The sequence below is a fragment of the Curtobacterium sp. SGAir0471 genome (assembly GCF_005490985.1).
In the GTDB taxonomy this organism is placed as follows: domain Bacteria; phylum Actinomycetota; class Actinomycetes; order Actinomycetales; family Microbacteriaceae; genus Curtobacterium.
In genome coordinates this window covers 3,188,198-3,212,389 of record NZ_CP027869.1, presented here as the reverse complement: position 1 = coordinate 3,212,389, position 24,192 = coordinate 3,188,198, and the positions used below count along the sequence as shown (strand labels likewise).

At 70.6% G+C, this 24,192-nt stretch carries 21 protein-coding genes and 1 pseudogene; 17 read left to right on the top strand and 5 right to left on the bottom strand.

Annotated features, from left to right (window positions below; all coding sequences use genetic code 11):
- Positions 1-127: 127 nt before the first annotated feature.
- From C1N91_RS14900 to C1N91_RS14865, 8 genes are all read left to right on the top strand, one after another.
- Positions 128-970 (top strand): PhzF family phenazine biosynthesis protein, encoded by an 843-nt coding sequence (locus C1N91_RS14900; RefSeq protein ID WP_137768353.1) that lies wholly within the window; start codon positions 128-130, stop codon positions 968-970.
- Between the two features lie 297 nt (positions 971-1,267).
- Positions 1,268-2,629 (top strand): extracellular solute-binding protein, encoded by a 1,362-nt coding sequence (locus C1N91_RS14895; RefSeq protein ID WP_058728831.1) that lies wholly within the window; start codon positions 1,268-1,270, stop codon positions 2,627-2,629.
- A 109-nt stretch (positions 2,630-2,738) separates the two neighbouring features.
- Positions 2,739-3,689: a carbohydrate ABC transporter permease gene (locus C1N91_RS14890; protein WP_082688404.1), complete on the top strand. Its 951-nt coding sequence runs from the start codon at positions 2,739-2,741 to the stop codon at positions 3,687-3,689.
- A 2-nt stretch (positions 3,690-3,691) separates the two neighbouring features.
- Positions 3,692-4,591: a carbohydrate ABC transporter permease gene (locus C1N91_RS14885; protein ID WP_082687741.1), complete on the top strand. Its 900-nt coding sequence runs from the start codon at positions 3,692-3,694 to the stop codon at positions 4,589-4,591.
- Positions 4,592-4,670: 79 nt separating this feature from the next.
- A complete protein-coding gene (locus C1N91_RS14880; RefSeq protein ID WP_137768352.1) occupies positions 4,671-7,805 on the top strand; it encodes an alpha-mannosidase in 3,135 nt (1,044 codons plus the stop codon).
- A 509-nt stretch (positions 7,806-8,314) separates the two neighbouring features.
- Positions 8,315-9,100 (top strand): hypothetical protein, encoded by a 786-nt coding sequence (locus tag C1N91_RS14875; RefSeq protein ID WP_137768351.1) that lies wholly within the window; start codon positions 8,315-8,317, stop codon positions 9,098-9,100.
- A 70-nt stretch (positions 9,101-9,170) separates the two neighbouring features.
- The gene (locus C1N91_RS14870; protein WP_137768350.1) at positions 9,171-9,911 is read left to right on the top strand and encodes a histidine phosphatase family protein; all 741 of its coding nucleotides are present in this window, start codon (positions 9,171-9,173) and stop codon (positions 9,909-9,911) included.
- Positions 9,901-10,782: an NAD(P)H-hydrate dehydratase gene (locus tag C1N91_RS14865; protein WP_137768349.1), complete on the top strand. Its 882-nt coding sequence runs from the start codon at positions 9,901-9,903 to the stop codon at positions 10,780-10,782. Before C1N91_RS14870 ends, C1N91_RS14865 begins: the two co-directional genes overlap by 11 nt.
- A gap of 184 nt (positions 10,783-10,966) precedes the next feature.
- Here C1N91_RS14865 and C1N91_RS14860 read toward each other — a convergent pair whose 3' ends face one another.
- Positions 10,967-11,404: a YdeI/OmpD-associated family protein gene (locus C1N91_RS14860; RefSeq protein ID WP_137768348.1), complete on the bottom strand. Its 438-nt coding sequence runs from the start codon at positions 11,402-11,404 to the stop codon at positions 10,967-10,969.
- A 184-nt stretch (positions 11,405-11,588) separates the two neighbouring features.
- Here C1N91_RS14860 and C1N91_RS14855 point away from each other — a divergent pair, with 184 nt between their 5' ends.
- The 4 genes from C1N91_RS14855 to C1N91_RS14840 are packed head-to-tail and all read left to right on the top strand — an operon-like array spanning position 11,589 to position 15,767.
- Positions 11,589-12,737, top strand: a complete 1,149-nt coding sequence (locus tag C1N91_RS14855; protein ID WP_137768347.1) for an ABC transporter substrate-binding protein — start codon at positions 11,589-11,591, stop codon at positions 12,735-12,737.
- Between the two features lie 5 nt (positions 12,738-12,742).
- Complete coding sequence (locus tag C1N91_RS14850; RefSeq protein ID WP_368074204.1) at positions 12,743-13,828, top strand: ABC transporter permease; 1,086 nt, start codon at positions 12,743-12,745, stop codon at positions 13,826-13,828.
- Positions 13,829-13,851: 23 nt separating this feature from the next.
- On the top strand, positions 13,852-14,700 hold the full coding sequence (locus tag C1N91_RS14845; RefSeq protein ID WP_137768346.1) for an ABC transporter permease: 849 nt from the start codon (positions 13,852-13,854) through the stop codon (positions 14,698-14,700).
- Entirely contained in the window at positions 14,697-15,767 is a 1,071-nt protein-coding gene (locus C1N91_RS14840; RefSeq protein WP_137768345.1) for an ABC transporter ATP-binding protein, read from the top strand. The genes C1N91_RS14845 and C1N91_RS14840 overlap by 4 nt, the downstream gene beginning before the upstream one ends.
- Before the next feature lie 174 nt (positions 15,768-15,941).
- Here the strand turns inward: C1N91_RS14840 and C1N91_RS14835 are convergent, their stop codons facing one another.
- Positions 15,942-16,421, bottom strand: coding sequence for an NUDIX hydrolase (locus C1N91_RS14835; protein WP_137768344.1), 480 nt, complete (start codon positions 16,419-16,421; stop codon positions 15,942-15,944).
- A 70-nt stretch (positions 16,422-16,491) separates the two neighbouring features.
- Between C1N91_RS14835 and nagB the strand changes: the two genes are divergently transcribed.
- Entirely contained in the window at positions 16,492-17,277 is a 786-nt protein-coding gene (nagB, locus tag C1N91_RS14830) for a glucosamine-6-phosphate deaminase (protein ID WP_137768343.1), read from the top strand.
- A 19-nt stretch (positions 17,278-17,296) separates the two neighbouring features.
- On the opposite strand, the gene C1N91_RS14825 is transcribed toward nagB, so the two are convergent.
- Positions 17,297-18,466, bottom strand: a complete 1,170-nt coding sequence (locus C1N91_RS14825; protein WP_137768342.1) for a MalY/PatB family protein — start codon at positions 18,464-18,466, stop codon at positions 17,297-17,299.
- On the opposite strand from C1N91_RS14825, the pseudogene C1N91_RS17260 reads away from it, so the two are divergent.
- The 4 genes and pseudogenes from C1N91_RS17260 to C1N91_RS14810 form a co-directional block, all read left to right on the top strand.
- Positions 18,456-18,776 (top strand): annotated as a pseudogene (locus C1N91_RS17260) (AAA family ATPase); the annotation flags it as partial. The gene C1N91_RS14825 and the pseudogene C1N91_RS17260 sit on opposite strands and share 11 nt — an antisense overlap.
- 396 nt (positions 18,777-19,172) lie before the next feature.
- Complete coding sequence (locus C1N91_RS17045) at positions 19,173-19,940, top strand: AAA family ATPase (RefSeq protein WP_254678270.1); 768 nt, start codon at positions 19,173-19,175, stop codon at positions 19,938-19,940.
- A 14-nt stretch (positions 19,941-19,954) separates the two neighbouring features.
- Entirely contained in the window at positions 19,955-20,629 is a 675-nt protein-coding gene (locus C1N91_RS14815; protein WP_137768340.1) for an HNH endonuclease, read from the top strand.
- A 321-nt stretch (positions 20,630-20,950) separates the two neighbouring features.
- Entirely contained in the window at positions 20,951-22,510 is a 1,560-nt protein-coding gene (locus C1N91_RS14810; RefSeq protein ID WP_137768339.1) for an alpha-L-fucosidase, read from the top strand.
- A 27-nt stretch (positions 22,511-22,537) separates the two neighbouring features.
- On the opposite strand, the gene C1N91_RS14805 is transcribed toward C1N91_RS14810, so the two are convergent.
- On the bottom strand, positions 22,538-22,939 hold the full coding sequence (locus C1N91_RS14805) for a VOC family protein (RefSeq protein ID WP_137768338.1): 402 nt from the start codon (positions 22,937-22,939) through the stop codon (positions 22,538-22,540).
- Positions 22,940-22,970: 31 nt separating this feature from the next.
- Positions 22,971-24,131: an N-acetylglucosamine-6-phosphate deacetylase gene (nagA, locus tag C1N91_RS14800; protein ID WP_175416113.1), complete on the bottom strand. Its 1,161-nt coding sequence runs from the start codon at positions 24,129-24,131 to the stop codon at positions 22,971-22,973.
- Between the last annotated feature and the right edge of the window lie 61 nt (positions 24,132-24,192).

The following is a 24,192-nucleotide window of genomic DNA, read 5'->3' as shown; positions in this document are numbered from 1 at the left end:
CGCGAGGTGTCTGCAACGCGTGGCATCGCGCCCCGGTGTCGGCATCGCCTGGCGGTACCCCGCGGGCGCCGGCGTCGCGTGGGCCTCGCGTCACGGGTGCGTCGGCGTCGCGCGGTAGCGTCGGGGGGTGCGTTCCGAGGTCCTCCGCTACACCGCCTTCGCCGCCGAGCCCGGGGGCGGCAACCCCGCGGGGATCGTGCTCGACGCCGAGGGGATGAGCGACGAGGACATGCTCACGATCGCGCAGCAGGTGGCGTACCCCGAGACCGCCTTCGTCGTCGGCCGGACCCCGGACGGTGCCAGGGTGCGCTACTTCTCGCCGGCCGCCGAGGTCCCGTTCTGCGGCCACGCCACCGTCGCCACCGCCGTCGTGCTCGCCGAGCGTGAGGGCACGGGTGCCCGGGTCTTCGCCACGGCCGCCGGGGACATCGCCGTCGACGCCACGACCGCACCCGACGGGAGCGTGCAGGTCGCGATGACGAGCGTCGAGCCCGCCACCCGTCCGATCGACCCCGTGCGGTGGGAGCGGCTCGCCGCCCTGCTCGGGCTCCTCGACGACGACATCGCGGAGGGCTTCCCCGTGCTCGAGTCCTTCGCGGGCAACTGGCACCCCGTGGTCGTGCTCGCCGACCCCGAGCTGTTCCACCAGTTCCGGTTCGACCCCGCCGCGCTCGCCGCACTGAAGCGGGAGTACGGGTGGGAGGGCACCGTCACGGTCCTGCACCGCACCGGGCCGCTCGCGTTCGAGGCGCGCAACCTGTTCCCCGCCGGGCGCATCACCGAGGACCCGGCGACGGGCTCGGCAGCGGCGTCGACCGGCGCGTACCTGCGTGCGGTCGGTGCGGTGTCGCCCGGGAGCCGCGTCGTGATCCGGCAGGGTCGACACGTCGGGCGTCCGAGCGTGCTGCTCGTCGACGTGCCCGCGTCCGGCGGCATCACGGTCACGGGCGGCGCCACCCCCATCGCCTGACCCTGCGGCACCGCCCGCCCGCGCCCGTGATGTCTGAGCGCCCGTTCCTTCCCATCACGCCCGCGATGCCTGGCGCTTCCGGGCGTACCGGGTCGTTCCGCCAGACCAGGTACGCCCGTTCCGACCCCCTACGCCCGTTCCGACCCGGCGCGCGCGCCAGCACCGAGCCCGCGCACCCCGCAGCGGGACCATTGCCGAGCCGTGACGAAAAGTGCTTGACACGAATAAGTCCATCCGTTGTACTAATCCTGCGCGCGGGTGACGGAGCCCGCGGACATCCCGTGCAAAGGAGCACCGATGAAACGCCGCACCCGAATCATCGCCGGTCTCGCAGCCGTGGCAGTCGCCGCGGTCGGGCTGGCGGGTTGTTCCAGCTCGTCCTCTGCCTCGAGCGACACGATCAAGATCGCGTACCAGAAGTTCGGCGCCTTCCAGCAGCTCGACGCCCAGATGAAGGAAGTGAAGACCGAGTACGAGAAGGCGAACCCGGGCAAGACCGTCACCCTCGTCCCGATCCAGGCGCAGGGCAACGACTACTACACGAAGCTCGCGCTCATGAACAAGGCGCCCGCGACGGCCCCGGACGTCATGTACGAGGACACCTTCCTCATCAAGTCCGACGCGGAGGCCGGCTACCTGCTCCCCCTCGACCAGTACGTCGACAAGTGGGACGAGTGGGACCAGTTCTACGACAACGCGAAGCAGGCCGGCCAGGGCGACGACGGCAAGATCTACGGCGTCTCGATGGGCACCGACACGCGCGCCCTCTGGTACAACAAGGACCTCTTCGAGAAGGCCGGTCTCCCGGTCCCGTGGAAGCCGAAGACCTGGGACGACGTGCTCGCCGCGGCCAAGACGCTCAAGGAGAAGGACCCGAACGTCATCCCGTTCAACATCTACTCCGGCAAGGCACAGGGCGAGGCCTCGACCATGCAGGGCTTCGAGATGCTCCTGTACGGCGCGGACGGCGACGGCAACACGCTCTACAAGGACAAGAAGTGGGTCGTCGGCTCGAAGCAGTTCGAGGACTCCCTGAAGTTCATCAAGGAGGTCTACCAGGGCGGCCTCGGCCCGACCCCGCAGCAGGCGCTCGACACCAACGTCGGCACGACGATCGCGCAGACGTGGCTCCCCGAGGGCAAGCTCGCCATCGACCTCGACGGCTCGTGGCAGTCCGGCACGTGGCTCGAGTCCGGCACCGCTCCGTGGAAGGAGTGGAACGACGTCATGGGCCAGGCGGCCTTCCCGACCCAGAACGGTCAGGCACCGGGCTACAACTCGATGTCCGGCGGGTGGACGCTCGCGGTCGGCTCCAAGTCGAAGAACCCGCAGGCCGCGTTCGACTTCATCACGACGTTCCTGAGCAAGGACGGCTCGCTGAAGTACGACACCGAGAACAGCCAGATCGCGGTCCGCAAGGACGTCGCCGAGGACCCGGCGTACACCGGTGCCAACCCGACGTTCGAGTTCTTCTCCGGCCTGGTGCAGCACACCAACTTCCGCCCCGCCACGAGTGACTACTCGCAGGTCTCGAACGCCATCCAGGTCGCGATGGAGTCGGTCATGACCGGGCAGCAGACACCCGCCGAGGCCGCGAAGGTCTACGACCAGTCCGTCGAACAGGTCGTCGGCAAGGACAACACCGTCGACGCCGGGTAGCGGCGCGACCACCTGACGGTCTGGAGGCGCGGCTCACGTCGTGCACCGCGCCTCCAGTCCGTCCCATCCCACCTTCGGAACCCTCTCCGCACCCGGAAGGCAACCACCCGTGTCCAGCACCCCCCTCGCGCCGACGCTGTCGGCGCCCGGTGCGCCGAAGCGCACCGATCCTCCCGTGCCGCGCAAGCGGCGACCGCTGCGGAACGCGACGCGTGTCGTCCCGCTCCTGCCCGCGGTGGTCCTCCTCGTCGTCTTCCTGCTCGGCCCCGTCATCTCGTCGTTCTACGGGTCGTTCACCAACTCGGCACTGACCGGTGCGAGCGCGGCGAACCAGCAGTTCGTCGGCTTCGCGAACTACGTCGAGCTCTTCCAGGACCCGGACTTCCCGAAGTCCGTGGTGCTCACGATCGTGTTCCTGCTGGCCTCCGCCGTCGTCGGGCAGAACGTGCTCGGTCTCGGGCTCGCGTTCCTCATGCGCAGCGCCAACAAGGTCGTCCGCGCCGTCGTCGGCACCTTCGTCGTCGCGGCCTGGGTCCTGCCGGAGATCGTCGCCTCGTTCGCCGCCTACGCGTTCTTCAACGACACCGGCACCCTCAACACGTTCCTGGCGTCCATCGGCATCACCGGGGCGAACTGGCTCTACACGTACCCGATGCTCGCGGTGATCCTGGCGAACATCTGGCGCGGCACCGCGTTCTCGATGCTCGTGTACTCGGCCGCCGTGTCCGAGGTGCCCGAGGAGATCACCGAGTCCGCCGAGGTCGACGGCGCCACCGGGTGGCAGCGGCTGATCTACATCACGCTGCCGGTCATCCGACGGTCGATCTCGACGAACCTCATGCTCACGACGCTGCAGACGCTGTCGGTCTTCACCCTCATCTTCGTGATGACGGGCGGCGGCCCCGGCACCAACTCGTCGACCCTGCCGATCCTGGCGTACCAGGAGGCGTTCAAGTTCTCGCAGCTCGGCTTCGGGACCGCGATCGCGACGATCCTGCTGGTCGTCGGCGCGGTGTTCTCGATCATCTACATCCGGGCGCTCAAGCCGGAGGTGGACTGACCATGGCCCTCACCGCTGACCGTCCCGTGTCGAACGCGACCCGCTCCGTGACCGCCCCGGGTGCGCTGCACATGACCTCGCCGCGCGGCCGCACCATGCGCTGGGTGTCGAACGTCGTGCTGCTCGTCATCGCCGTGTGCTTCGCGGTGCCGCTGCTCTGGCTCGTGCTCGCCTCGGTGGACACGCAGGCGTCGCTGTCCGTGAAGATCCCGACGCAGTTCACGCTCGACAACTTCACGCAGGTGCTCACCCCGGAGCTGTCGTTCATCCCGCTCGCGAACAGCCTGCTGCTCTCCGGCGGCACCGCGATCGTCACCGTGGTGTTCGCACTGCTCGCCGCCTACCCGCTGTCCCGGTACAAGATGCGCGTGAACAAGCCGTTCCTGTACAGCATCCTGTTCGGCACCGGCCTGCCCATCACCGCGATGATGGTGCCGGTCTACGCGCTGTTCGTGTCGCTGAACCTCATCGACAACGTGTGGGGCTGCATCTTCTTCCTCGCCGCCACGTCGCTGCCGATGGCGATCTGGATGGCGAAGAACTTCATGGACTCGGTGCCGATCTCGCTCGAGGAGGCGGCCTGGACCGACGGCGCCTCGATGTTCACCACGCTGACGCGCATCGTCGTGCCGCTCATGCGCCCGGGGATCGCCGTCGTCTTCATCTTCGTGTTCATCCAGGCGTGGGGGAACTTCTTCGTCCCCTTCGTCCTGCTGCTCTCGCCCGACAAGGTGCCCGCCGCGGTGAGCATCTTCAACTTCTTCGGGCAGAACGGGGCCGTCGCCTACGGGCAGCTCGCCGCGTTCTCGATCGTGTACTCCGTGCCGGTCATCGCCCTGTACGTGCTCGTGTCCCGCGGCCTCGGTGGGGGCAACGCCCTCGCCGGCGGCATCAAGGGCTGACCCACCGTCCCGCTGACGGACCGTCCCTGCCGACGGCCGTCGCGCTGACCGACCGTCCCTGCTGGAAAGGAACCACTCCATGCACCACGACGAACCCCTCGTCGAAGCCCGGATCGCCCGTCTCGTCCGGGACCGCATCGACCCCGCCGTGCACCGTCGCTCGGCCCCGGTCACCGTCGACGCCTGGCAGGTGCCGGACGAACCGGTGCCGTTCGCCGAGGCCGTCGCCGCCGAGTACACGCCGTTCACCGTCGGCGACGCGTGGGGTGGTCGGCCCTGGGGGACCACCTGGTTCCGCGTGCGCGGCACCGTGCCGGAGGACTTCGGCGTCGACCCGGGCACCACCGTCGAGCTCCGCGTCGACCTCGGCTTCTCGAAGCGGCAGCCCGGGTTCCAGGCCGAGGGACTCGCATGGCGCACCGACGGCTCCACGATCAAGGGCATCGAGCCGCGGAACGACACCGTGCCCGTCGAGGTCGGCCCCGGCGGCTCGTTCGAGCTGTACGTCGAGGCCGCGTCCAACCCGGACATCGGCGGCGACGACTTCCAGGGCGCGACCCCGCTCGGGTCGAAGACGACCGCCGGGACGGAACCGATCTATCGCCTGCGTGCGCTTGAGCTCGTCGAGCGGGACGACACCGTGTGGGAGCTACAGCAGGACGTCTGGGTGCTCCGCGGGCTCATGGCCGAGCTGCCCACCGACGGCACGCGCGGCGCCGACCTGCTCCGCGTGCTCGAGCGGGCCGCCGACGCCCTCGACCCGGACGACGTCGCCGGCACCGCCGCCGATGCCCGGGCCGTGCTCGCCCCGGCGCTCGCCGTCCCCGCCAGCGCGGCCGCGCACCGCGCCGTCGCGGTCGGCCACGCCCACATCGACTCCGCCTGGCTCTGGCCGGTCCGCGAGACGATCCGCAAGTGCGCCCGCACCTTCTCGAACGTGCTCGACCTGATGGACCAGGACCCCGACTTCACGTTCGCGTGCTCGTCGGCACAGCAGTACGCGTGGATCCGGGACGGCTACCCGTCGATCTGGGCCCGGATCAAGCAGCGCGTCGCCGAGGGCCGGTGGATCCCGGTGGGCGGCATGTGGGTCGAGTCCGACACGAACCTGCCCGGGGGTGAGGCGCTCGCCCGGCAGTTCGTCGCCGGCAAGCGGCTCTTCCTCGAGGAGTTCGGCGTCGACACCCCCGAGGCCTGGCTGCCCGACTCGTTCGGGTACACCGGGGCCCTGCCGCAGATCGTCCGCGCCGCCGGGTCGAAGTGGTTCGTCACGCAGAAGCCCTCGTGGAACGAGACGAACGTCATCCCGCACACGTCCTTCCACTGGGAGGGCATCGACGGCTCCCGCGTCCTGACGCACCTGCCCCCGGCCGACACGTACAACTCGGACGTCTCGGCGGCCGACCTGCACCGCGGCGAGCGGGGCAACAAGGAGCGCGGCGTCGCGAACACCTCGATGCTCCTGTACGGCTTCGGTGACGGCGGTGGCGGACCCACCCGCGAGATGGTCGCAGCCGCTCGACGCCAGCACGACCTCGACGGCTCGCCCCGGGTCAACCTCGGCACCCCGGCCGACGTCTTCGAGGAGCTCGAGCGCGTCCTGCCGGAACCCGCGGTCTGGTCGGGGGAGATGTACCTCGAGTTCCACCGCGGCACGTACACGTCGCAGATCCGCACGAAGCAGGGCAACCGGCGCTCCGAGCACCTGCTCCGCGAGGCCGAGCTCTGGGCGGCCACCGCGGCCGTGCGACTCGGCGCCGAGTACCCGTACGACGAGCTCGAGTCCGTCTGGCACACCGTGCTCCTGCAGCAGTTCCACGACATCCTGCCGGGGTCCTCGATCGCGTGGGTCTACGAGAACGCCGAGGCCGAGTACGCCCGCGTCGCCCGGGTGCTCGAGGGCCTGATCGGTGCCTCGACGACCGCGCTCGCGAGCGGTGGGGCGCCGGCGCTCGCCGGGGTCGGGGCGTCCGCGACCGCCTTCGCCGGCGACGGTGGATCCGCGCTCGACGCGCCCCGGGACCCGGGCTCGGTCGGGACCGGCGGCAGCGCCGCGGTCGGGACCGTCGTGCGCTTCAACGCCTCGCCCGTGACGGCGGGCGGGGTGACCGCCCTGGGTGGTTCCGCGGTGTCGGTGGCGGAGGCCGTGCCTCCCGTCCGGAGCGGTGACCGCTTCGTCTTCGACACCGGTGTCGTGACCGCGACCGTCGACGCCGAGGGCAACCTCGTGTCGTTCGTCGACCACGCGACCGGACGCGACGCGATCGCACCCGGTGCTGCTGCGGCGCAGTACACGGTGTTCCGGGACACCCCGAACCAGTGGGAGGCGTGGGACATCGACCGCGCGTACCAGCGGAGCGGCACCGTGCTGTCGGCGGCGTCGGTCGACGTGGACGGCGATGCCCTCGTCGTGACGCGGCCGTTCGGCTCGTCGTCGGTGACCACCCGGTACACGGCCGTCGCGGGGCAGCCCGAGCTGCACGTCGAGACCGAGGTCGAGTGGCACGAGAAGCAGAAGCTCCTCAAGCTCGCGTTCCCGCTCGACGTCCGGGCGTCCGTCGCGTCGAGCGAGATCCAGTTCGGGCACATCGACCGGCCCACGCACCAGAACACCTCGTGGGACATGGCCCGCTTCGAGACCTCCGCGCACCGCTGGGTGCACGTCGCGGAGCCCGGGTTCGGCGTCGCGGTCGCGAACGACTCGACCTACGGACACGACATCACCCGCTCGACCCGGGCGGACGGGGGGACGACGACCCTGGTGCGGGAGTCGCTGCTGCGCGCGCCGACGTTCCCGGACCCGCACGCCGACCAGGGGCACCACGTGTTCCGCACGGTCCTGCGGACGGGAGCCTCGGTGCTCGACGCGGCGGACTCCGGGTACCGGCTCAACCTGCCGGTGCGCTCGGTGCCGGGGTCCGCCGAGGTCGCGCCGCTGGTCGTGGTGTCCTCGCCGCAGGTGCTCGTCGAGGCCGTGAAGCTCGCCGAGGACCGATCGGGTGACGTCGTCGTGCGGCTCTACGAGGCATCGGGCGGTCGGGCCTCGGACGTCGGGGTGTCGTTCGGGTTCGACGTGGACACGGTCGAGGCAGTCGACCTGCTCGAGCGGCCGCTCGGGTCGGACTCCGGCTCGGGTTCGTGGCTCGCTGGGGAGCCCGTCGTGCTCACGCTCCGTCCGTTCGAGATCGTCACGCTGCGGGTGCGGCGGGCCTGAGGCTGCGTCGGTCCCGAGGCAGCGGGGCCGGCGGTGCGGCTGCGGCGCCGGGGGAGCACGGGTGCGTTCCCCCGGCGCCGCGTCGCGCGCGTCGCGCGCGGGGTGCTGCGGTGCGGGGCGCGGGCGCTGCGGTGTGCCCAGCGGAATCGGGCGTGCCAGGTCGATTCGGGCATACCTGGTCATTCCTTCCGACCCGGTATGCCCGGAAGCACTTGGCATCGCACCCGCTTTGGGAAGAAACGAGCGTCCTGCACAGGGCACCCGGCCTGGAGGCTCGTCCACAGACGTCGCCATCGGCTCCCGTCGACGCGTGGAGACCGGGCACGATCGGCGGCATGGAACGTCCACTCCCCATCCTCCGTGCGGGCCCGGCTCGTGAGGTCCCGTGCGACCCGACGACCTTGCGCCGCCGAACGCGATCGAGCGGCGCTGACCGGCTGGTCCGGGGCGGCCCGAACGCCTTCGTCGAGGGGAGCCGCTGGGATTCGGCGGGCCCGAGGCAGCGCTACGTGACGCGTGTGTACGCCCGACTCGGACGGATCGGCACCGCGGCGGTCGCGTCGCACGCGTCAGCGGCAGCGGTGCTCGGGCTCCCGGCGCTCGGTGGGTGGGAGGTCCCGGTGCACGCGACCGTGCCCGAGACGATGTACCGCGGACGGACGCGCGACCTCGTCCTGCACACGCGTCCCGTTCGAGCCGACGAGCGACTGACGGCTCAGGGGATCGGGGTGACGACCGTGGCGCGCACCGTCGTCGACATCGCGATGCGGGACGACCTGCGCACCGCGGTGGTCGTCGCGGACGGGGCGCTCCGAGTCGGCGTCGGAGCAGCGCAGCTCGCTGCGGCGGTCGATCCCCGAGCACGCGGGCGCTGCCGAGCGGAGCACGTGCTCGGCCTCGCGGACGGCCGAGCCGGATCGACCGCAGAGTCCTTCGCTCGCGTGGTGTTCCTCGAACTCGGGCTGCCGAGACCGGTCCTGCAGCAGGAGTTCGTGGTCGGTGGGCGCCGGTTCGCGGTCGACTTCTGGTTCCCGGAGCAGGGCGTCGTCATCGAGATCGACGGGCGAGCGAAGTACACCCAGGAGCGGTACCTCGCAGGTCGGAGCCCCACCGAGGTGTTCCTCGACGAGAAGCGGCGGCACGAGAAGCTGTTGACCGTGCCCGGCGTGCGGACGATCATCCGGCTCGAGTGGCGCGACCTGTTCGACCCCGAGGCGCTGGTCCGACGCTTCCGGGCAGCGGGACTGCCCTGCCCGGATCGACCGGTGAGGAGCGCACGACCAGGGGCAGCCTGATCCGGCGGGCGCTGGTGCGGCGGTCCCTGACCGGGAGCCGGCCCAGGGGGAGGCGGTTACCGTCGCGCCCATGGCTGTCACCGAGATCTGGCTCGTCCGCCACGGGGAGTCGACCGCGAACGTCGCCGCTGCCAGAGCCGAGGCCGCGGGCGCCGACGTCATCGAGGTCGACCACCGCGACGCAGACGTCCCGCTGAGTCCGCTGGGCGAGGAACAGTCCCGAGCCCTCGGGCAGGAGCTCGCCCACCGCGGCGTCGACGACGTCCCGGTGGCGCTGTGGGTGTCGCCGTACCGCCGAGCACAGCAGACGATCGGCATCGCGCTCGACGCGGGCGGGTTGTCCGAGCCGCCGAAGCGCGTCGATGAACGGCTGCGCGACCGCGAGCTCGGCGTCCTCGACCTGCTCACCCGCGACGGCGTACGGAACCGGTACCCGGACGAGGAACGCCGACGACAGTGGCTCGGCAAGTACTACCACCGCCCCGCCGGCGGAGAGTCCTGGGCTGACGTGATGCTCCGCCTCCGCACCGTGGTGACGGACGTCGACCGGCTCGAGGGCACCCAACGGCTGCTCATCGCCGCGCACGACGCCGTCGTGATGCTCACCGTCGCGGTCTGCCTCGACCTCGACGAGCACGCACTCATGGCCTTCGCCGAGGACCACACGGTCGCGAACGCCTCGCTCACACGACTGCACCGCAACGGGCCGGGTGCCCCGTGGACCCTCGTGGAGTTCTCCGCCGTGGGACACCTCGACGACGACGAGGTCACCGAGCACAGCGGCCGGAAGGACGACGCCCGTGTCGGCTGAGGAACCGGCGGCACCGCAGCACATCACCCCCAACGTCCTCCGCGAGTGGGCGCTGCCCGACCCCGGCGACGGCAAGTACGGCCGCGGGCAGGTCCTCGTCGTCGGCGGCGCGGCGCACACCCCCGGTGCCGCGATGCTGTCGGCGCTCGCCGCACTGCGCGTCGGGGCCGGACGACTGTCGCTGGCGGTCGGGTCGAGCGTGGCGAACCAGGTCGCGGTCGCCGTCCCCGAGTCGGGCGTCGTCCCGCTCGACGAGGACGACGCCGGACACGTCGCCGTCGGTGCGATCGAAGCGGTCCGCGACACGGCCGACGCAGCCGACGCGGTGCTGGTCGGTCCCGGCCTGGACGAGCCGGACGGCGCGCGCGACCTGGTCGCGGGCATCGCGGATGCCGTCGGCCCGGACACCCTCGTCGTGCTCGACGCCTTCGCGCTCGGTGTGGCCGCCGACGTCGAGGACCGGCTCCGACCCCTGCGAGGGCGGCTCGTGCTCACGCCGAACAGCGGTGAGGCGCAACGGCTGCTCGGTCGGGACTGCGGGGACGACGACGTCGCCGACGCCCGGGAGATCGCCGAGCGGTACGGCGCCGTGGTCGCGCTGTCCGACGTCATCGCGGCCCCGGACGGCCGGACCTGGGTGAAGGGCACCGGGTCCGGCGGACTCGGGACGAGCGGCAGCGGCGACGTGCTGTCCGGCGTGGTCGTCGGACTGCTCGCTCGTGGAGCCGAACCAGCACAGGCCGTCGCCTGGGCGTCCTACGTGCACGCGGCTGCGGGGGACCGGCTCGCGGTACAGGTCGGACCGCTCGGGTACCTGGCCAGCGAGCTCCTCACCGAGATCCCGCGCGTCCTGGTCGAGCTCGGCGCCTGACCGTGTCGCCCGTTCCTTCCCAGAACAGCTGCGATACCTGATCGAACCGGGCATGCCTGGTCGAACAGAAGGACCAGGTACGCCCGGAACGACCAGGTACGCCCGATCCCACCTGGCCCCAGTCAGCCCCAGTCAGCGCCAGCCAGCGTCAGCGCCGGACGAGCCCCGCCCGCCTGCACCGCGCCTACCCGCGCAGCGCCTCCACGGCCTTGTCGACCCGGCGCTGCCGCGTCTCCGGGGCCTTCGCCGCGAGCACCGGGTCCACGAGCGCCCGCTGCCGGGACGCCGACAGGGTCTCGTAGGCCGCACGCACCCCGGCCTCCTCGAACGCCGCCGCCAGGTCGGCAGGCAGCTCGACCGTCCGCGGCAGGGTGTCGACCTCGAGCGTGACCTCGATCGTGTCCCCGGCGGCGATGCCCGCGGCGATGCGGTGCGCCTCGGACAACGGGACCAGGGACTGCCCACCCATCACCCCGACCGTCGACCGGTAGGTGTAGCCGCCGTCGATCGTGACGACCACGGCGGGACGCTTCCCGGAACCGAGGCCGTCGATGACCTCCTCGGGGACGGGTAGGCCGGTGGCCGTCTTCCTCGCCTGCAGGACCGTCGTCGTGAACCGCATCCGTGCCTCCCGGCCGTCGAGACCCGCCGGGGACCGTCCCCGGCAGCGAAACCGTACAGCCGCACCCGCTGTTCCGCCACCGTTCACCGCCGCAGCACGACCCCGAAACCGGACCCGTCCACGATCGTGCCGAACCCGGACCCCCGGACACCCGAACCCCCACAGCACCCGGAAGGCACACCCCGTGCAGCACACCCGCACCCTGGCCGGCATCGCCCTGGCCGCAGCAGCAGTCGTCACCCTGGCCGGTTGCTCGGCCACGAGCTCGGCGAGCACGAGCTCCGGCTCCGGCGACACCGACTGGAAGACCGCCACGAGCGCCGAGTCGGCCGGCGGCATGGACGCCCTCGTGAAGGCCGCGAAGGCCGAGGGTCAGCTCAACGTCATCGCCCTCCCGCCGACCTGGGCGAACTACGGCAAGATCATCGACGGCTTCGAGAAGAAGTACGACATCAAGATCAACTCGGCGAACCCGAACGGCTCGAGCGCCGACGAGGTCGCCGCCGTGAAGTCGCAGAAGGGCCAGTCGACCGCCCCCGACGTGCTCGACCTCGGCAACGCCGTGATGCAGCAGAACCTCGACCTGCTCACCGACTACAAGGTGGCGAACTGGTCGGACATCCCGGACACGCTCAAGGACGCGGACGGCAAGTGGACGCGTGACTACACGGGCCTCATGTCGATCGGGTACGACTCCTCGAAGATCAAGGACGCGCCGAAGGACCTGAACGACCTGCTCGACAGCGAGTACAAGGGCAAGGTCTCGATCGCGGGCGACCCGACCCAGGCGAACCAGGCCGCGTCGGCGGTGTACCTCGCCGCGCTCGAGAACGGCGGCTCCGCCGACGACATCTCGAAGGGCGTCGACTACTTCGGCAAGCTGAAGCAGGCCGGCAACTTCCAGAACGTGCTGCCCACGCAGGCGACGGTCGCCTCGGGTGAGACCCCGGTCGTCATCCAGTGGTCGTACAACAACCTCGCGTGGGGCCCGGCAGCCGGTTCGAGCGGCAACGAGAACTGGAAGACGGTCGTCCCCGAGGGCCAGGCGCTCGGCTCCTACTACTCGCAGGCGATCAACAAGGACGCACCGCACCCCGCGGCGGCACGCCTGTGGCAGGAGTACATCGCCAGCCCGGATGCCCAGAACCTGTACCTGCAGGCCGGCGCCTTCCCGTCGACCCTCGCGGCGATGGAGCAGTCGGGCAAGGTCGACAAGGACGCGCTCGAGGCCGCCGGCGGCATGCCGAAGGACTACGTCGAGCTCACCGACGCGCAGGTCACCGACGCGGCGAAGGTCCTCGCCGCGAAGTGGTCCGCAACGATGGGCTCCTGAGCAGCATGACCACCGCATCGGCCCCGAGCGGCGGCAACGCCTTCGTGCCGGGACAGCCGGGACCGGCAGGGCAGCCGGGACAGGCGGGACACCCTCCCGTCCCGGCCGCCACCGGCATCGCTCCCGTAGGGAGCAGCGCCACCGGCGTCGCTCCAGCGGGGAGCGCTGCCGTCGGCTCGGTGGCCGATGCCACTCCCGCACCCACGCCGACACCGGCGCCGCAGCGGCGGCGGGCACCGTCCCGCCGCCGCCCCGGCATCGCCTGGCTCGGCCTCACCCCGTTCGCCGCCTACGTCCTGCTGTTCCTCGCCGTCCCCGCCGTGATCGCGGTCGGCAGCGGGTTCACCACCGGCGACGGAGCGTTCACCCTGGCGAACCTCGCGGCGTTCCGCGACCCGTCCGTCCTCCGCGCCTTCGGCGGCTCGTTCGGCCTGTCCGCCGTCTCGGCCGTGATCGGCGCGGTGATCGGCGCCCTGGTCTGCTGGGCGCTCTCCGCGCTCCGTCCCGACGGACTCGTCCGCTCGATGATCGACTCGGCAGCCAGCGTGCTCGCCCAGTTCGGTGGCGTGATGCTCGCGTTCGCGTTCATCGCCACGATCGGCGCGCAGGGCCTCGTCACGACCTGGCTGGTGTCGGCCTTCGGGCTCGACCTCAACGCCGACGGCGCCTTCCTCTACACGGTGCCCGGCCTCGTCATCCCCTACGTCTACTTCCAGGTGCCGCTCATGGTCCTCACCTTCATGCCCGCGCTCGAGGGGGTCCGCTCCCAGTGGGGCGAGGCCGCCGCGACCCTCGGCGCATCGCGCGCGACCTACTGGCGGCGCATCGCCCTGCCCGTGCTCGCGCCGGCGTTCTGGGGTTCGCTACTCCTGCTCTTCGCGAACGCGTTCTCGTCGTTCGCCACCGCCGCGGCGCTCATCTCGCAGGGCGGGATCGTCCCGCTGACGATCCGCACGCAGCTCACCAGCGAGACGATCATCGGCCTGCAGAACGTCGCGGGCGTGCTCGCCCTCGGCATGGTCGTGGTCATGGCGGTCGTGATGGGCGCCTACTCGCTGCTCCAGCGTCGCGCTGCGCGGTGGCAGCGGTGACCGCCGTCTCGTCGGTCCGCCCCGTGGCGACCGCACCCCGGCCTGGAGGCCCCACCCGCGTCGGCCGCTTCGGCGTCGCCCCGTCGCGGGTCACCGCCGTCGTCGTGCTCGCCCTGGTCGGACTCGTCTTCGCCGTGCCGCTGGTCGCCCTGGCGCAGTTCACCTTCCGGCAGGGCACCGACGGCGGGCTCACCCTCGACCACTACGCGGCGATCGTCGACCCCGCGAACACCGCCACGTACCAGCCGGTCTTCGACGGCCTCGTGGCGTCCCTGCTCATCGCCGTGATCACCGTCGCGATCGTGCTGTTCGTGCTGCTGCCCGCCCAGATCGTCACCGCACTCCGCTACCCGCGCCTCCGCCGCGTGCTCGAGTTCGTCTGCCTGGTGCCGATCACCGTGCCCGTCGTGGTGCTCGTCGTCGGCTTCATCCCCGTGTACCAGGTCGTCGCCCAGGTGTTCGGCTCGGGCGCCTGGACCCTCGCGTTCGCGATCGGCATCGTGTCGCTGCCCTTCGCGTTCCGTCCCATCGCCACCGCGCTCACCGCGGTCGACGTCACCGTGCTCTCCGAGGCAGCGCGGTCGCTCGGCGCCTCGTGGTGGACGGTCACGTGGCGGATCCTGCTACCGAACCTCCGTCGCGGCATCACCGCCGCGTGCTTCCTGACCATCACGGTCGTCCTCGGCGAGTACACCCTCGCCTCGTTCCTGTCCCGCACCACGTTCCAGACCGCGCTCGTGCTCGTGCAGCAGACCGACCCGTACGTCGCCGCGGTCTTCTCGCTCGCCGCACTGCTGTTCGGCTTCGTGCTGCTCGTCGTCATCGGCCGGGTCGGCGCGGGCCGCCGGCGCACCTCGAAGGAGTCCGCATGACCGTCACCGCTCCCGCCGCCCCGGCGTCGCTGTCCACCGAGGGCGCGACCGTCGAACTCGAGGCCGTCGAGAAGCACTACGGCTCTCACCGTGCGCTCGCCCGGTTGTCGCTCCGCATCGAGCCCGGCGAGTTCGTCTCGCTGCTCGGACCGTCCGGCTGCGGCAAGACCACCGCGCTCCGTGCGCTCGCCGGGCTCGAGGCGATTGACGCCGGCGCGATCCGGATCGACGGCGTCGACGTCGCCGCCGTGCCGGTCGAACGGCGCGACATCGGCATGGTGTTCCAGCAGTACTCGCTCTTCCCGCACATGACGGTGCGGCAGAACGTGTCGTTCGGGCTCGAGATGCGCCGGGTCGCCGCCGCAGCACGCCGGGAGCGGGTCATCGAGGCACTCGACATGGTGCACCTCGCCGACTTCGCCGACCGGTACCCGCACCAGCTCTCCGGTGGACAGCAGCAGCGCGTCGCCCTCGCCCGTGCCCTGGTCACCCGCCCGCGCGTGCTCCTGCTCGACGAGCCGCTCTCGGCGCTCGACGCCAAGGTGCGGGTGTCCCTGCGCGACGAGATCCGCCGCATCCAGAGCGACCTCGGCATCACGACCGTGTTCGTCACCCACGACCAGGAGGAAGCCCTCGCCGTCTCCGACCGCATCGCGGTGATGCACGCCGGCGGCATCGAGCAGGTCGGCACACCCGAGGAGCTCTACCGCCACCCCGTCTCGGCGTTCACGGCGGACTTCGTCGGGCAGTCGAACCGTCTGCGCGGTGACCTGCGCGGCGGCGACGTCTTCGTCTACGGCTTCCGTGTCCCGGCGCTCGCCGCGGACACCGCGGACGGTCCGGTGCTCGCCTACGTCCGGCCCGAGGACGTCGCGTTCGCCGCCGAGGGCGTCACCGGCACGGTGGTCGCGTCGAGCTTCCTCGGGTCGATCCGTCGCACCACGGTCCGGCTCGACGACGACACGGTCGTGACCGTGCAGCACGAGGTCGGCGACCGTCGGGCGGCCGGTGACGCCGTGGCACTGCGGCTGCTCGGCGCCCCGGTCGCGGTCGCCCCGCTCGCGTAGCGCCCCGCGCCCGCCGAGCCGCCCCGAGCGTTCCCACCGTCGCGGAGCGTTCCGCGAAGGCGACACCCTGCCGCGGACCGTCGGCGGACTGTCGCTTCCGCGGGGGTGAAGGCGACCCGGTTCCGGACGGGAGGCGCGGGGCGGGCCCGCCTCGCGCCTCCAGACCGGTGGAGGTCAGCGCTCGAAGCGTGCGGCGGGCTCGTCGGTCAGGCCCGCTTCGACCCGTGCCAGCATGTCGGCGGACATCGCCGGGAGCGCGTCGAGCCGGGCCCAGAAGGCCTCGGTGTTCTCGCCGTCAGCGGGTGCCGGCGTGCCGGACACGTACCGGCATGCGAAGACCAGGTCGAGGTACTGCGCGCGGTCGCCGTTCGGGTAGGTCATCTCGGGCAGCACGTGCACCCACGTGAGCCGTTCGGCGACCGCGACGACGTCGGCCTCCTCGAGGACCTCGCGCTCGGCGGCGACCGCGGGCTCCTCGCCGGGGTCGACGATCCCCGTCACCGGGGTCAGCGCGCCGTTGTCGGTCCGACGGACGACGAGCAGCTCGCGATCCGGGCCCTCGCCGCGCGTGACGACGGCGGTGATGCCCGTCATCCAGAGCGGGTCGTTCCCGACCTTCTCGCGCAGGGACAGGACGAAGTCAGGGGTGGGCATGCCCCCACGCTACCGATGCCGTGCCGCCCTTCCTCTGTCGCGGACTGGTCATGACCAGTAGGGTGACAGCGTGGAGATCATCATCCTGCCGACGCCCGCCGAGGTCGGACGCGTCGCCGCCGCCAAGATCGCCTCGGTCGTCGCCGAGAAGCCGTCCGCCGTCGTGGGGCTCGCCACCGGGTCGAGCCCGCAGGGCATCTACGCCGACCTGCACCGCCGGGTCGAGGCGGGCGAGGTGTCCTTCGCCGCAGCCCGCGGGTTCGCCCTCGACGAGTACGTCGGGATCCCGCTCGAGCACCCGGAGTCCTACGCCTCGGTCATCGCCCGCGACGTGGTCGAGCCGCTCGGGTTCGACCCGTCGCGCGTCCGCGTGCCCGACGGTCGGGCCGCCGACCTGGCGTTCGCGGCCAAGGAGTACGATGCCGCGATCCGGGCGGCCGGCGGGGTCGACGTGCAGATCCTCGGCATCGGCGCGAACGGGCACATCGGCTTCAACGAGCCGACGTCGTCCTTCGCGTCCCGCACGCGCATCAAGACCCTCGCGCCGTCCACGCGCGAGGCGAACGCGCGCTTCTTCGACTCGCTCGACGACGTGCCGACGCACTGCATGACGCAGGGGCTCGGCACGATCCTCGAGGCGCGGGAGCTCGTCCTCGTCGCGCAGGGCTCCGCGAAGGCCGACGCCGTGGCCGCTGCGGTCGAGGGGCCGCTGTCGTCCTTCGTGCCGGGCTCGGCGCTGCAGCTGCACGAGCACGCGACCGTCGTGGTCGACGAGGAGGCGGCCGCGGGCCTGCGCCTGGCCGACTACTACCGCTACACCTACGCGAACAAGCCGGAGTGGCAGCGCTTCGAGTGATCCGCGGGTGGGCGCGAGGTCAGCGGGCCGACGCCAGGCGGGCCAGGCCCTCGCGCAGGGTCTCCTCGGAGCACCCGAAGTTGAGCCGTGCGTGGCCGATGCCCGGTCGCCCGAAGTCACGACCGTTCGTCAGCGCGACCTTCGCTGCGTCGACCAGGTGCACGGCGGGGTCGTCGCCCCAGGGCAGTGCTCGCAGGTCGAGCCAGGCCAGGTAGGACGCCTGCGGCTGCCGGTACCCCGCGCCGGGCAGGGCGGTGCCGAGCTCCTCGGCCAGGATGCGTCGGTTCGCGGCCAGCTCGGCGAGCAGCGACGCGAGCCAGGGCTCCCCGTCGCGGAAGGCGGCGACGCTCGCGGTGTACCCGAGGATCCCGGTGCGCTCGACCACCTCGACGGGCAGCCCGTCGAACCAGCCGCGGGCCCGCTCGGACGCGCCGACCATCAGGGCGCACTTCGTCCCCGCCAGGTTCCACGCCTTGCTCGCGCTCGTCAGGGCGACGCCGTGCCCCACGGCCTCGGGTCCGCAGGTGAGGAACGGGGTGAACACCGCGTCGGCGTGCACGAGCGGCGCGTGGATCTCGTCTGACACCACGACCGCGTCCCACTCGGCGGCGAGCCGGGCGAGTGCCACGAGGTCCTCGCGCGCGTGCACGAGGCCGAGGGGGTTGTGCGGGTTGCAGAGCAGCACCGTCCGGGCGCCGTCGGCGAGGGCGCGCTCGATCCCGGCCAGGTCCATCCGCCACCCGGCCGTCGTGTCGAACGGGTCGGGGGCGCCCTCCGGGGCGAGCAGCGGGACCTCGGTGGCGGATCCGCTGGCCTCGCGGACGTACTCCCAGAACGGCGGGTAGACCGGCGGCATGAGGACGACCTGGTCGCCGGGGTCGATGATCCGTCGGAGCACCTCGACCGCCGCGACCGACACGTCCGTGGTGGTCCGGACGAGGTCTGGGTCGACGTCCCACCCCCAACGGCGCTCGGCGAAGTCGGCGAACACCTCGGGGAGCACCCGGGCGTGCCCGACGTACCCGGTGTCCCCGTTCCGGATCGCTCGCGCGAGGGCCTCGCGCACCGGCTCGGCGGGGACCGAGTCCATCTCGGCGACGAACATCGGCAGGACCTCGGGCGGGTAGGCCGTGTACTTCTCGCTCGTGCGGGTCCGTTGTGCATCGAAGACCGAGACCATGACGCTCATGCGCCCAGCCTGGCAGTCGACAGTGGCAGCCGCCTTCGTTGGTGCACTGGAAGCTTCTACCTTCCAGGCTATTGGGCGTGCCCTGCTGTGTCGGCACGATTCGGCTGGCGTAGACTCACGGGAACATCGACCTAGGAGCATGGTGTATCTCGAGAGCCTAGTTTTTGAGAATATCCGCGGATTCCGAACGCCTGACGGTCCAGCCCGTCTCAATTTCAAGAGAGACGACGGTGGCTACGCGGGGTGGACTGTGCTCGCCGGCCGAAATGGAAGCGGGAAAACTACTTTCCTCCGGGCGATATCCCTCGCGCTTGCGGGACCGAACGTGGCGAGAACGCTCGTTCCAAGTTTCTCGCACTGGGTGAGCGACGGGGCGGAAAGTGGGCTGATACAGGCAGCCTTTAGCGTTGGCGAAGGAGACGCCCTTAGCCCCGGCGGCGCCCCGCCGAAGCGGCAACCATGGGCGGGTCTGCGTTGGGAGCGCACGACGGCCGGCCCAGTGCCTGAAATGACGGAGTCTCTTCCACCAAGCGCGCCGAAGCTGACTGCTCGACGAGGGCCGTGGTCGGACAATCCCGTTGGATGGTTTATGGCTGGGTACGGTCCCTTCCGGCGCTTGACAGGAGCGGCTGCGGAAGCTCAAAGGCTGATGTTGGGAAATAAAAGAACCTCTGCGCTAGTCACACTGTTCGATGAGTCCGCTTCCTTGGCGGAATCCACCTGGTGGTTGCAGGAGCTCTACCCGAAGGTATTGGAAGGAGATGCGGCCGCTAAAGGGTTGCAGGATGATGTCATCCGGATGCTTGATGATGGGCTTTTGCCGGAACACTCTCGGGTGTCCCAGTATAATTCGGACGGGCTCTGGATTGAGCAGAACGGCAATAGTTTTCTTCTAGAAGAAATGAGTGACGGATATCGAGTCGTTTCTGCACTCGTGCTAGACGTCATCAGGAGACTAGTCGCCTCATATGGCCGCTTCGAGCTGCAAAGTCGCGACGACGGCTCGGTATTTTGCTCACAACCGGGTGTTGTACTTATCGACGAGGTCGATGTTCATTTACATGTAAGTTGGCAGCAGCGTATCGGTTTCTGGATGCGCGAGCATTTCCCAGCCATCCAATTCATTGTATCTACACATAGTCCTTTCATAGTGCAAGCGGCAAGTTCACGTGGATTGATTCGCCTGGCTGCGCCAGACGAAGCAGACCGAGTGCCGCGAGTGATAGAACAGGATGAGTTTAGGCGAATTGTCAATGGCGATGCTGACCAGGTTGTGATGAGCGAGTTGTTCGGCCTCGAAACTACTTACGGCCTCGAGACCAATCGTCGCCGCGATGCGTGGCGAGAGGCTGTAGAGCGGGGTGATTCCGCTCCACTTACCGACGAAGCCAAGATCGATATGGGCGTCACCCCTTCCGATGAGGTGGCCATGGCACTGGCCAGGTTGAACCAGCGACTGGCGGCGGAGATTTGATTAGGCTCGAGAGGTTGTCCCTCCAGCTGGAGGATGAGAACTATCTGAATGCCGAGGCGGAGAAAGCGAGGCAGTCAAAAGAGGCGGCCGAAGGGGCGTGGCGTGCCCGGGACCGCGTTCGGGTCGCGAGCATCCGACGCACTCTCGAAGAAATGGCTAATGGTCGACAATACTGCATGTACTGCGGCGATAATGAGGCAACGGATATCGAACACTTCTACCCCCGTTCGACCTATCACGAGCAAACGTTCACTTGGGTCAACTGGCTCCTCGCGTGTTCGTTTTGCAACTCGAACCGCAAAAGAAATCGGTTCCCTGTAACCGCTGGGACCCCCGACTTGATCGACCCTACGGTCGAGGACCCACGCACTGATTTGAGTGTTGACCTCGTACTCGGTGAGATCACAGCGCGGACGCGGCGAGGCCTGGTAAATATCGAGATATTCGACCTGAATCGGGACAGACTAACGCGAGGTCGTCGTGACGCCGCTGTCACGTTCAGTAGCCTAGTTGTGGATTACGTGCGGCTGGTCGATGCCCGGCCGAAGCAAGCGTCTTTGGTTTTGGAAACGTTGCAATCGGGTCCTTTCGCTGAAGTGCGCCACTACATCAAGGAATTGGCTAAAATCGGGTCAACATTTGTTGATGCCGAGGTGGCTAGCGCCTTGGATGATTATCCCGAACTCTAGAGTGTTGTGCGTCGCCCCCGATGGCTTAGTGAACCTGCTGGAGTGCTTCATCGTGCTGCAAACGGGGAGTCGGCTTCAGCAGTCGATGACAGTCTCGGCCGGAGTATTTCCGAGCCATCCCACCAGAGTGGATGCTTGGGATCAAAGTCGCTGGTTGACGCTGGTATCTGCCGGATGAGCGAGTAGTGCGGGGTCCGTCGACGGCCCTGGTCGTCGTCCGGCTGCCCTGACCGCCCGCCACAGGCCGCACGCGATCCACCGGACACACGGGTCCGACCGATAGGAGTGGTGGACCGCAGTCGACGCACGAAGGAGTGCCGCATGACAGAACGCGCCGTGTCGGGCCGTCCCACCCCGCTCGACCCCGGGTCGCTCCCGGAACCGGTCGACGTGAGCGACAACAGTGCAGCGCTGCGGGCCGTGCACGAGGTCGTCGCCGCCGGACCGTTCGACGCGACGTGGGAGTCCCTCGCCGCCTACGAGCCGCCGCGCTGGTACGAGGACGCGAAGTTCGGCGTCTTCCTGCACTGGGGCGTGTACTCCGTCCCGGCGTTCGGCAACGAGTGGTACTCCCGCGAGATGTACCGGCAGGGCACCGACGCCCACGAGCACCACCGCGCGACCTACGGCGAGCACCGGGACTTCGGGTACAAGGACTTCATCCCGTCCTTCACGATGGAGCACTTCGACCCGGCCGGGTGGGCCGCGCTGTTCCGTCGGGCCGGCGCGCAGTTCGTCGTGCCCGTGGCCGAGCACCACGACGGCTTCGCGATGTACGACACGGACCGGTCCCGGTGGAGTGCGGCCCGGATGGGGCCACAGCATGACGTCTTCGGGGAGCTCTCCCGCGCGGTCGACGAGGCCTGGATGGTCCGCGGTGCCTCGTCGCACCGTGCCGAGCACTGGTTCTTCATGAACGGCGGTGCCCGGTTCGACTCCGACGTGCTCGACCCGCGGTGGTCGGACTTCTACGGCCCGGCACAGCGGGAGGAGACGGCCCCGAACGAGCGGTTCCTCGAGGACTGGCTCCTGCGCACCGTCGAGGTGATCGACCGGTACCGGCCGCAGGTGCTCTGGTTCGACTGGTGGATCGAGCAGCCGGCGTTCGCCCCGGTGCTGCGGACGCTCGCCGCCTACTACTACAACCGTGCGGCCGAGTGGGGGCGCGAGGTCGTCATCAACTACAAGTGGGGGGCCTTCGCGCCCGGCACCGCCGTGTACGACATCGAACGCGGAGCCGTCGCGGGGGTCGAGCCCACGGTGTGGCAGAACGACACGTCGGTGTCCCGGACGTCCTGGTGCTGGGTGGAGGGACACGAGTACAAGAGCGTCCGCGAACTCGTCGCCGAGCTCGTCGACGTCGTCGCGAAGCGCGGGGTGCTGCTGCTCAACGTCGGTCCGAAGCCGGACGGCACGATCCCGGACGAGGAGCAGCGCCTGCTCGAGGGCATCGGGCACTGGCTCGGTCTGCACGGTGAGGCGATCTACGGCACCCGCCCCTGGACGGTGCCGTCCGAGGGGCCGACCGTGGTCGCGTCGGGGTCCTTCGTCGACGGTGCCGCCCCCGCGTACACGGCGGAGGACGTCCGCTACACGATGCGGCACGACGTCACGGGTGACGCCCTCTACGCGGTCCTGCTCGCGCAGCCCGACGACGGCGTCGCACGGCTGCGCGCCCTCGCGTCGACCTCCGCGCTCCTCACCCGCACGATCAGCGACGTCGCGGTGCTCGGATCCGGCACCGTCACCCGGTGGGACCGGACACCGGACGCCCTCGAGGTGGCGGTCGACGGTTCCACGACCGAGCACAGCGGCCCCGTGCTGCGGATCCGCTTCGCACCCGAGCCGGATCAGCCCCGCCAGGACTTCCTCCACCAGTGACCGCCCGGCGGGAGCGGACCGCCGGGGTCAGGCGCCGGCGGTGTCGGGACGCATCCAGAACGGCGACCAGTGGTACCCGTCCGGGTCGTCGAACTGCCGCTGGTACATGAACGGGTACTCGTCGGTGTCCCCGATCCGACCACCCGCAGCACGAGCGCGTTCGACGAGGTCGTCGACGGCCTCCCGACTGTCGAGGTCGAACGACAGCGTGACCTTCGACGGGGTGTCCGGGCCGCCGATCAGGTCCTCGGTGCCGCCGACGCTCGCGTAGGCCTCGCGGCTGCTGAGCATCAGGTACTGGTCGGGGCCGAACACGATGCACGAGACGTCCTCCCGCGACATCCGCGGGTCGAGGGTCCACCCGAGGGCCGTGTAGAACGCGGTGGCGCGCTCGACGCTCGCGACCGGGCAGGCGATGAAGAGGGTCACGGGACGATGGTCCCGCCGTGCCCCGTCCGGGTCAAGACTCGGCGGACGTCAGCTCCGTGCCCGCGCCCCACACCCGCCGCACCTCGAGCGCGGGGGAGAGCGCGACGAGGTCCGCGGCGTACCCGGGCGCGATCCGACCCAGGCGGTCGCCGAGTCCCAGCGCCGTGGCCGGCGTGCTCGTCAGGGCGGCGACCGCCTCGGGCAGCGTGGCCCCGGCTGCGGAGACGGCGAGCCGCAGCGCCGCGTCCTGCGTGAGCGTCGAACCGGCGATCGTGTCCGTGCCGGCGACCCGCGCGACGCCGTCCACCACGTCGACCGCGAGCGACCCGAGCGCGTAGGAGCCGTCGGGCGAGCCGGCTGCGGCCATCGCGTCGGTGATCAGCGCGACCCGGCCGGGGGCACCGCGCAGCAGCACCCGGGCGACGGCGGGGTGCACGTGCACACCGTCGAGGATGAGCTCGAGGGTCACCCGGTCGTCCTCGAGCGCGGCGGCGATCGGTCCGGGTGCCCGGTGGTGCAGCCCCGGCATCGCGTTGCACGCGTGGGTGAGCAGGGTGGCGCCGGCGTCGAACGCGGCACGGGCCTGGTCGTACGAGCAGACGGTGTGGCCGACGGCGACCCTGACCCCGGCGTCGACGAAGCGGCGGACGGCGTCGAGCGCTCCCGGCAGCTCGGGTGCGACGGTGACCTGGCGCAGGAGCCCGGCGCCCGCGGCGAGCAGGGCGTCCACCGCTGCCGGTGCCGGGTCCACCAGGTACGAGGCGTTGTGTGCGCCCCTGTTGTCGGGGGAGAGGAACGGGCCCTCGAGGTGCGCGCCGAGCACGAGCGGGTCGGCCGCGGCGACGGTGCGGATGCGGTCGAGCGACGCGGCGAGCGACGGCAGCGGTTCCGCGACGAGCGACAGGACCGAGCGGGTCGTCCCGTGCGCCCGGTGCACGGCGAGCGCGGCGTCGAAGGTGTCGTCCTCGTACGCGGCTCCGCCCCCGCCGTGCCCGTGCAGGTCGACGAAGCCGGGGGTCAGGACGGCGTCACCGAGGTCGACGACCTCGGCACCCGGAGCGGCGTCCGGCAGGCCGACACCCGAGCCGACCGCCTCGATCTCGCCACCCGAGAGCAGGACCCAGCCGTCCTCGACCGAGCCAGCCGCGTCGACGACGCGGGCAGCGCGGACCAGGGTGCGCCGCGCCTCCAGACCGGAGCCGGACCCGGCCGACCCGGCCGACCCGGCCGACCCGGCCGACCCGGCCGACCCG

What these genes read in the sequence shown, in the direction of transcription:
- C1N91_RS14895 (WP_058728831.1), top strand. Translation starts at nt 1,268, where the DNA reads ATGAAACGCCGCACCCGAATCATCGCCGGTCTCGCAGCCGTGGCAGTC.
- C1N91_RS14885 (WP_082687741.1), top strand. Translation starts at nt 3,692, where the DNA reads ATGGCCCTCACCGCTGACCGTCCCGTGTCGAACGCGACCCGCTCCGTG.
- C1N91_RS14880 (WP_137768352.1), top strand. Translation starts at nt 4,671, where the DNA reads ATGCACCACGACGAACCCCTCGTCGAAGCCCGGATCGCCCGTCTCGTC.
- C1N91_RS14870 (WP_137768350.1), top strand. Translation starts at nt 9,171, where the DNA reads ATGGCTGTCACCGAGATCTGGCTCGTCCGCCACGGGGAGTCGACCGCG.
- C1N91_RS14860 (WP_137768348.1), bottom strand. Translation starts at nt 11,404, where the DNA reads ATGCGGTTCACGACGACGGTCCTGCAGGCGAGGAAGACGGCCACCGGC.
- C1N91_RS14850 (WP_368074204.1), top strand. Translation starts at nt 12,743, where the DNA reads ATGACCACCGCATCGGCCCCGAGCGGCGGCAACGCCTTCGTGCCGGGA.
- C1N91_RS14840 (WP_137768345.1), top strand. Translation starts at nt 14,697, where the DNA reads ATGACCGTCACCGCTCCCGCCGCCCCGGCGTCGCTGTCCACCGAGGGC.
- C1N91_RS14835 (WP_137768344.1), bottom strand. Translation starts at nt 16,421, where the DNA reads ATGCCCACCCCTGACTTCGTCCTGTCCCTGCGCGAGAAGGTCGGGAAC.
- C1N91_RS14825 (WP_137768342.1), bottom strand. Translation starts at nt 18,466, where the DNA reads ATGAGCGTCATGGTCTCGGTCTTCGATGCACAACGGACCCGCACGAGC.
- C1N91_RS14810 (WP_137768339.1), top strand. Translation starts at nt 20,951, where the DNA reads ATGACAGAACGCGCCGTGTCGGGCCGTCCCACCCCGCTCGACCCCGGG.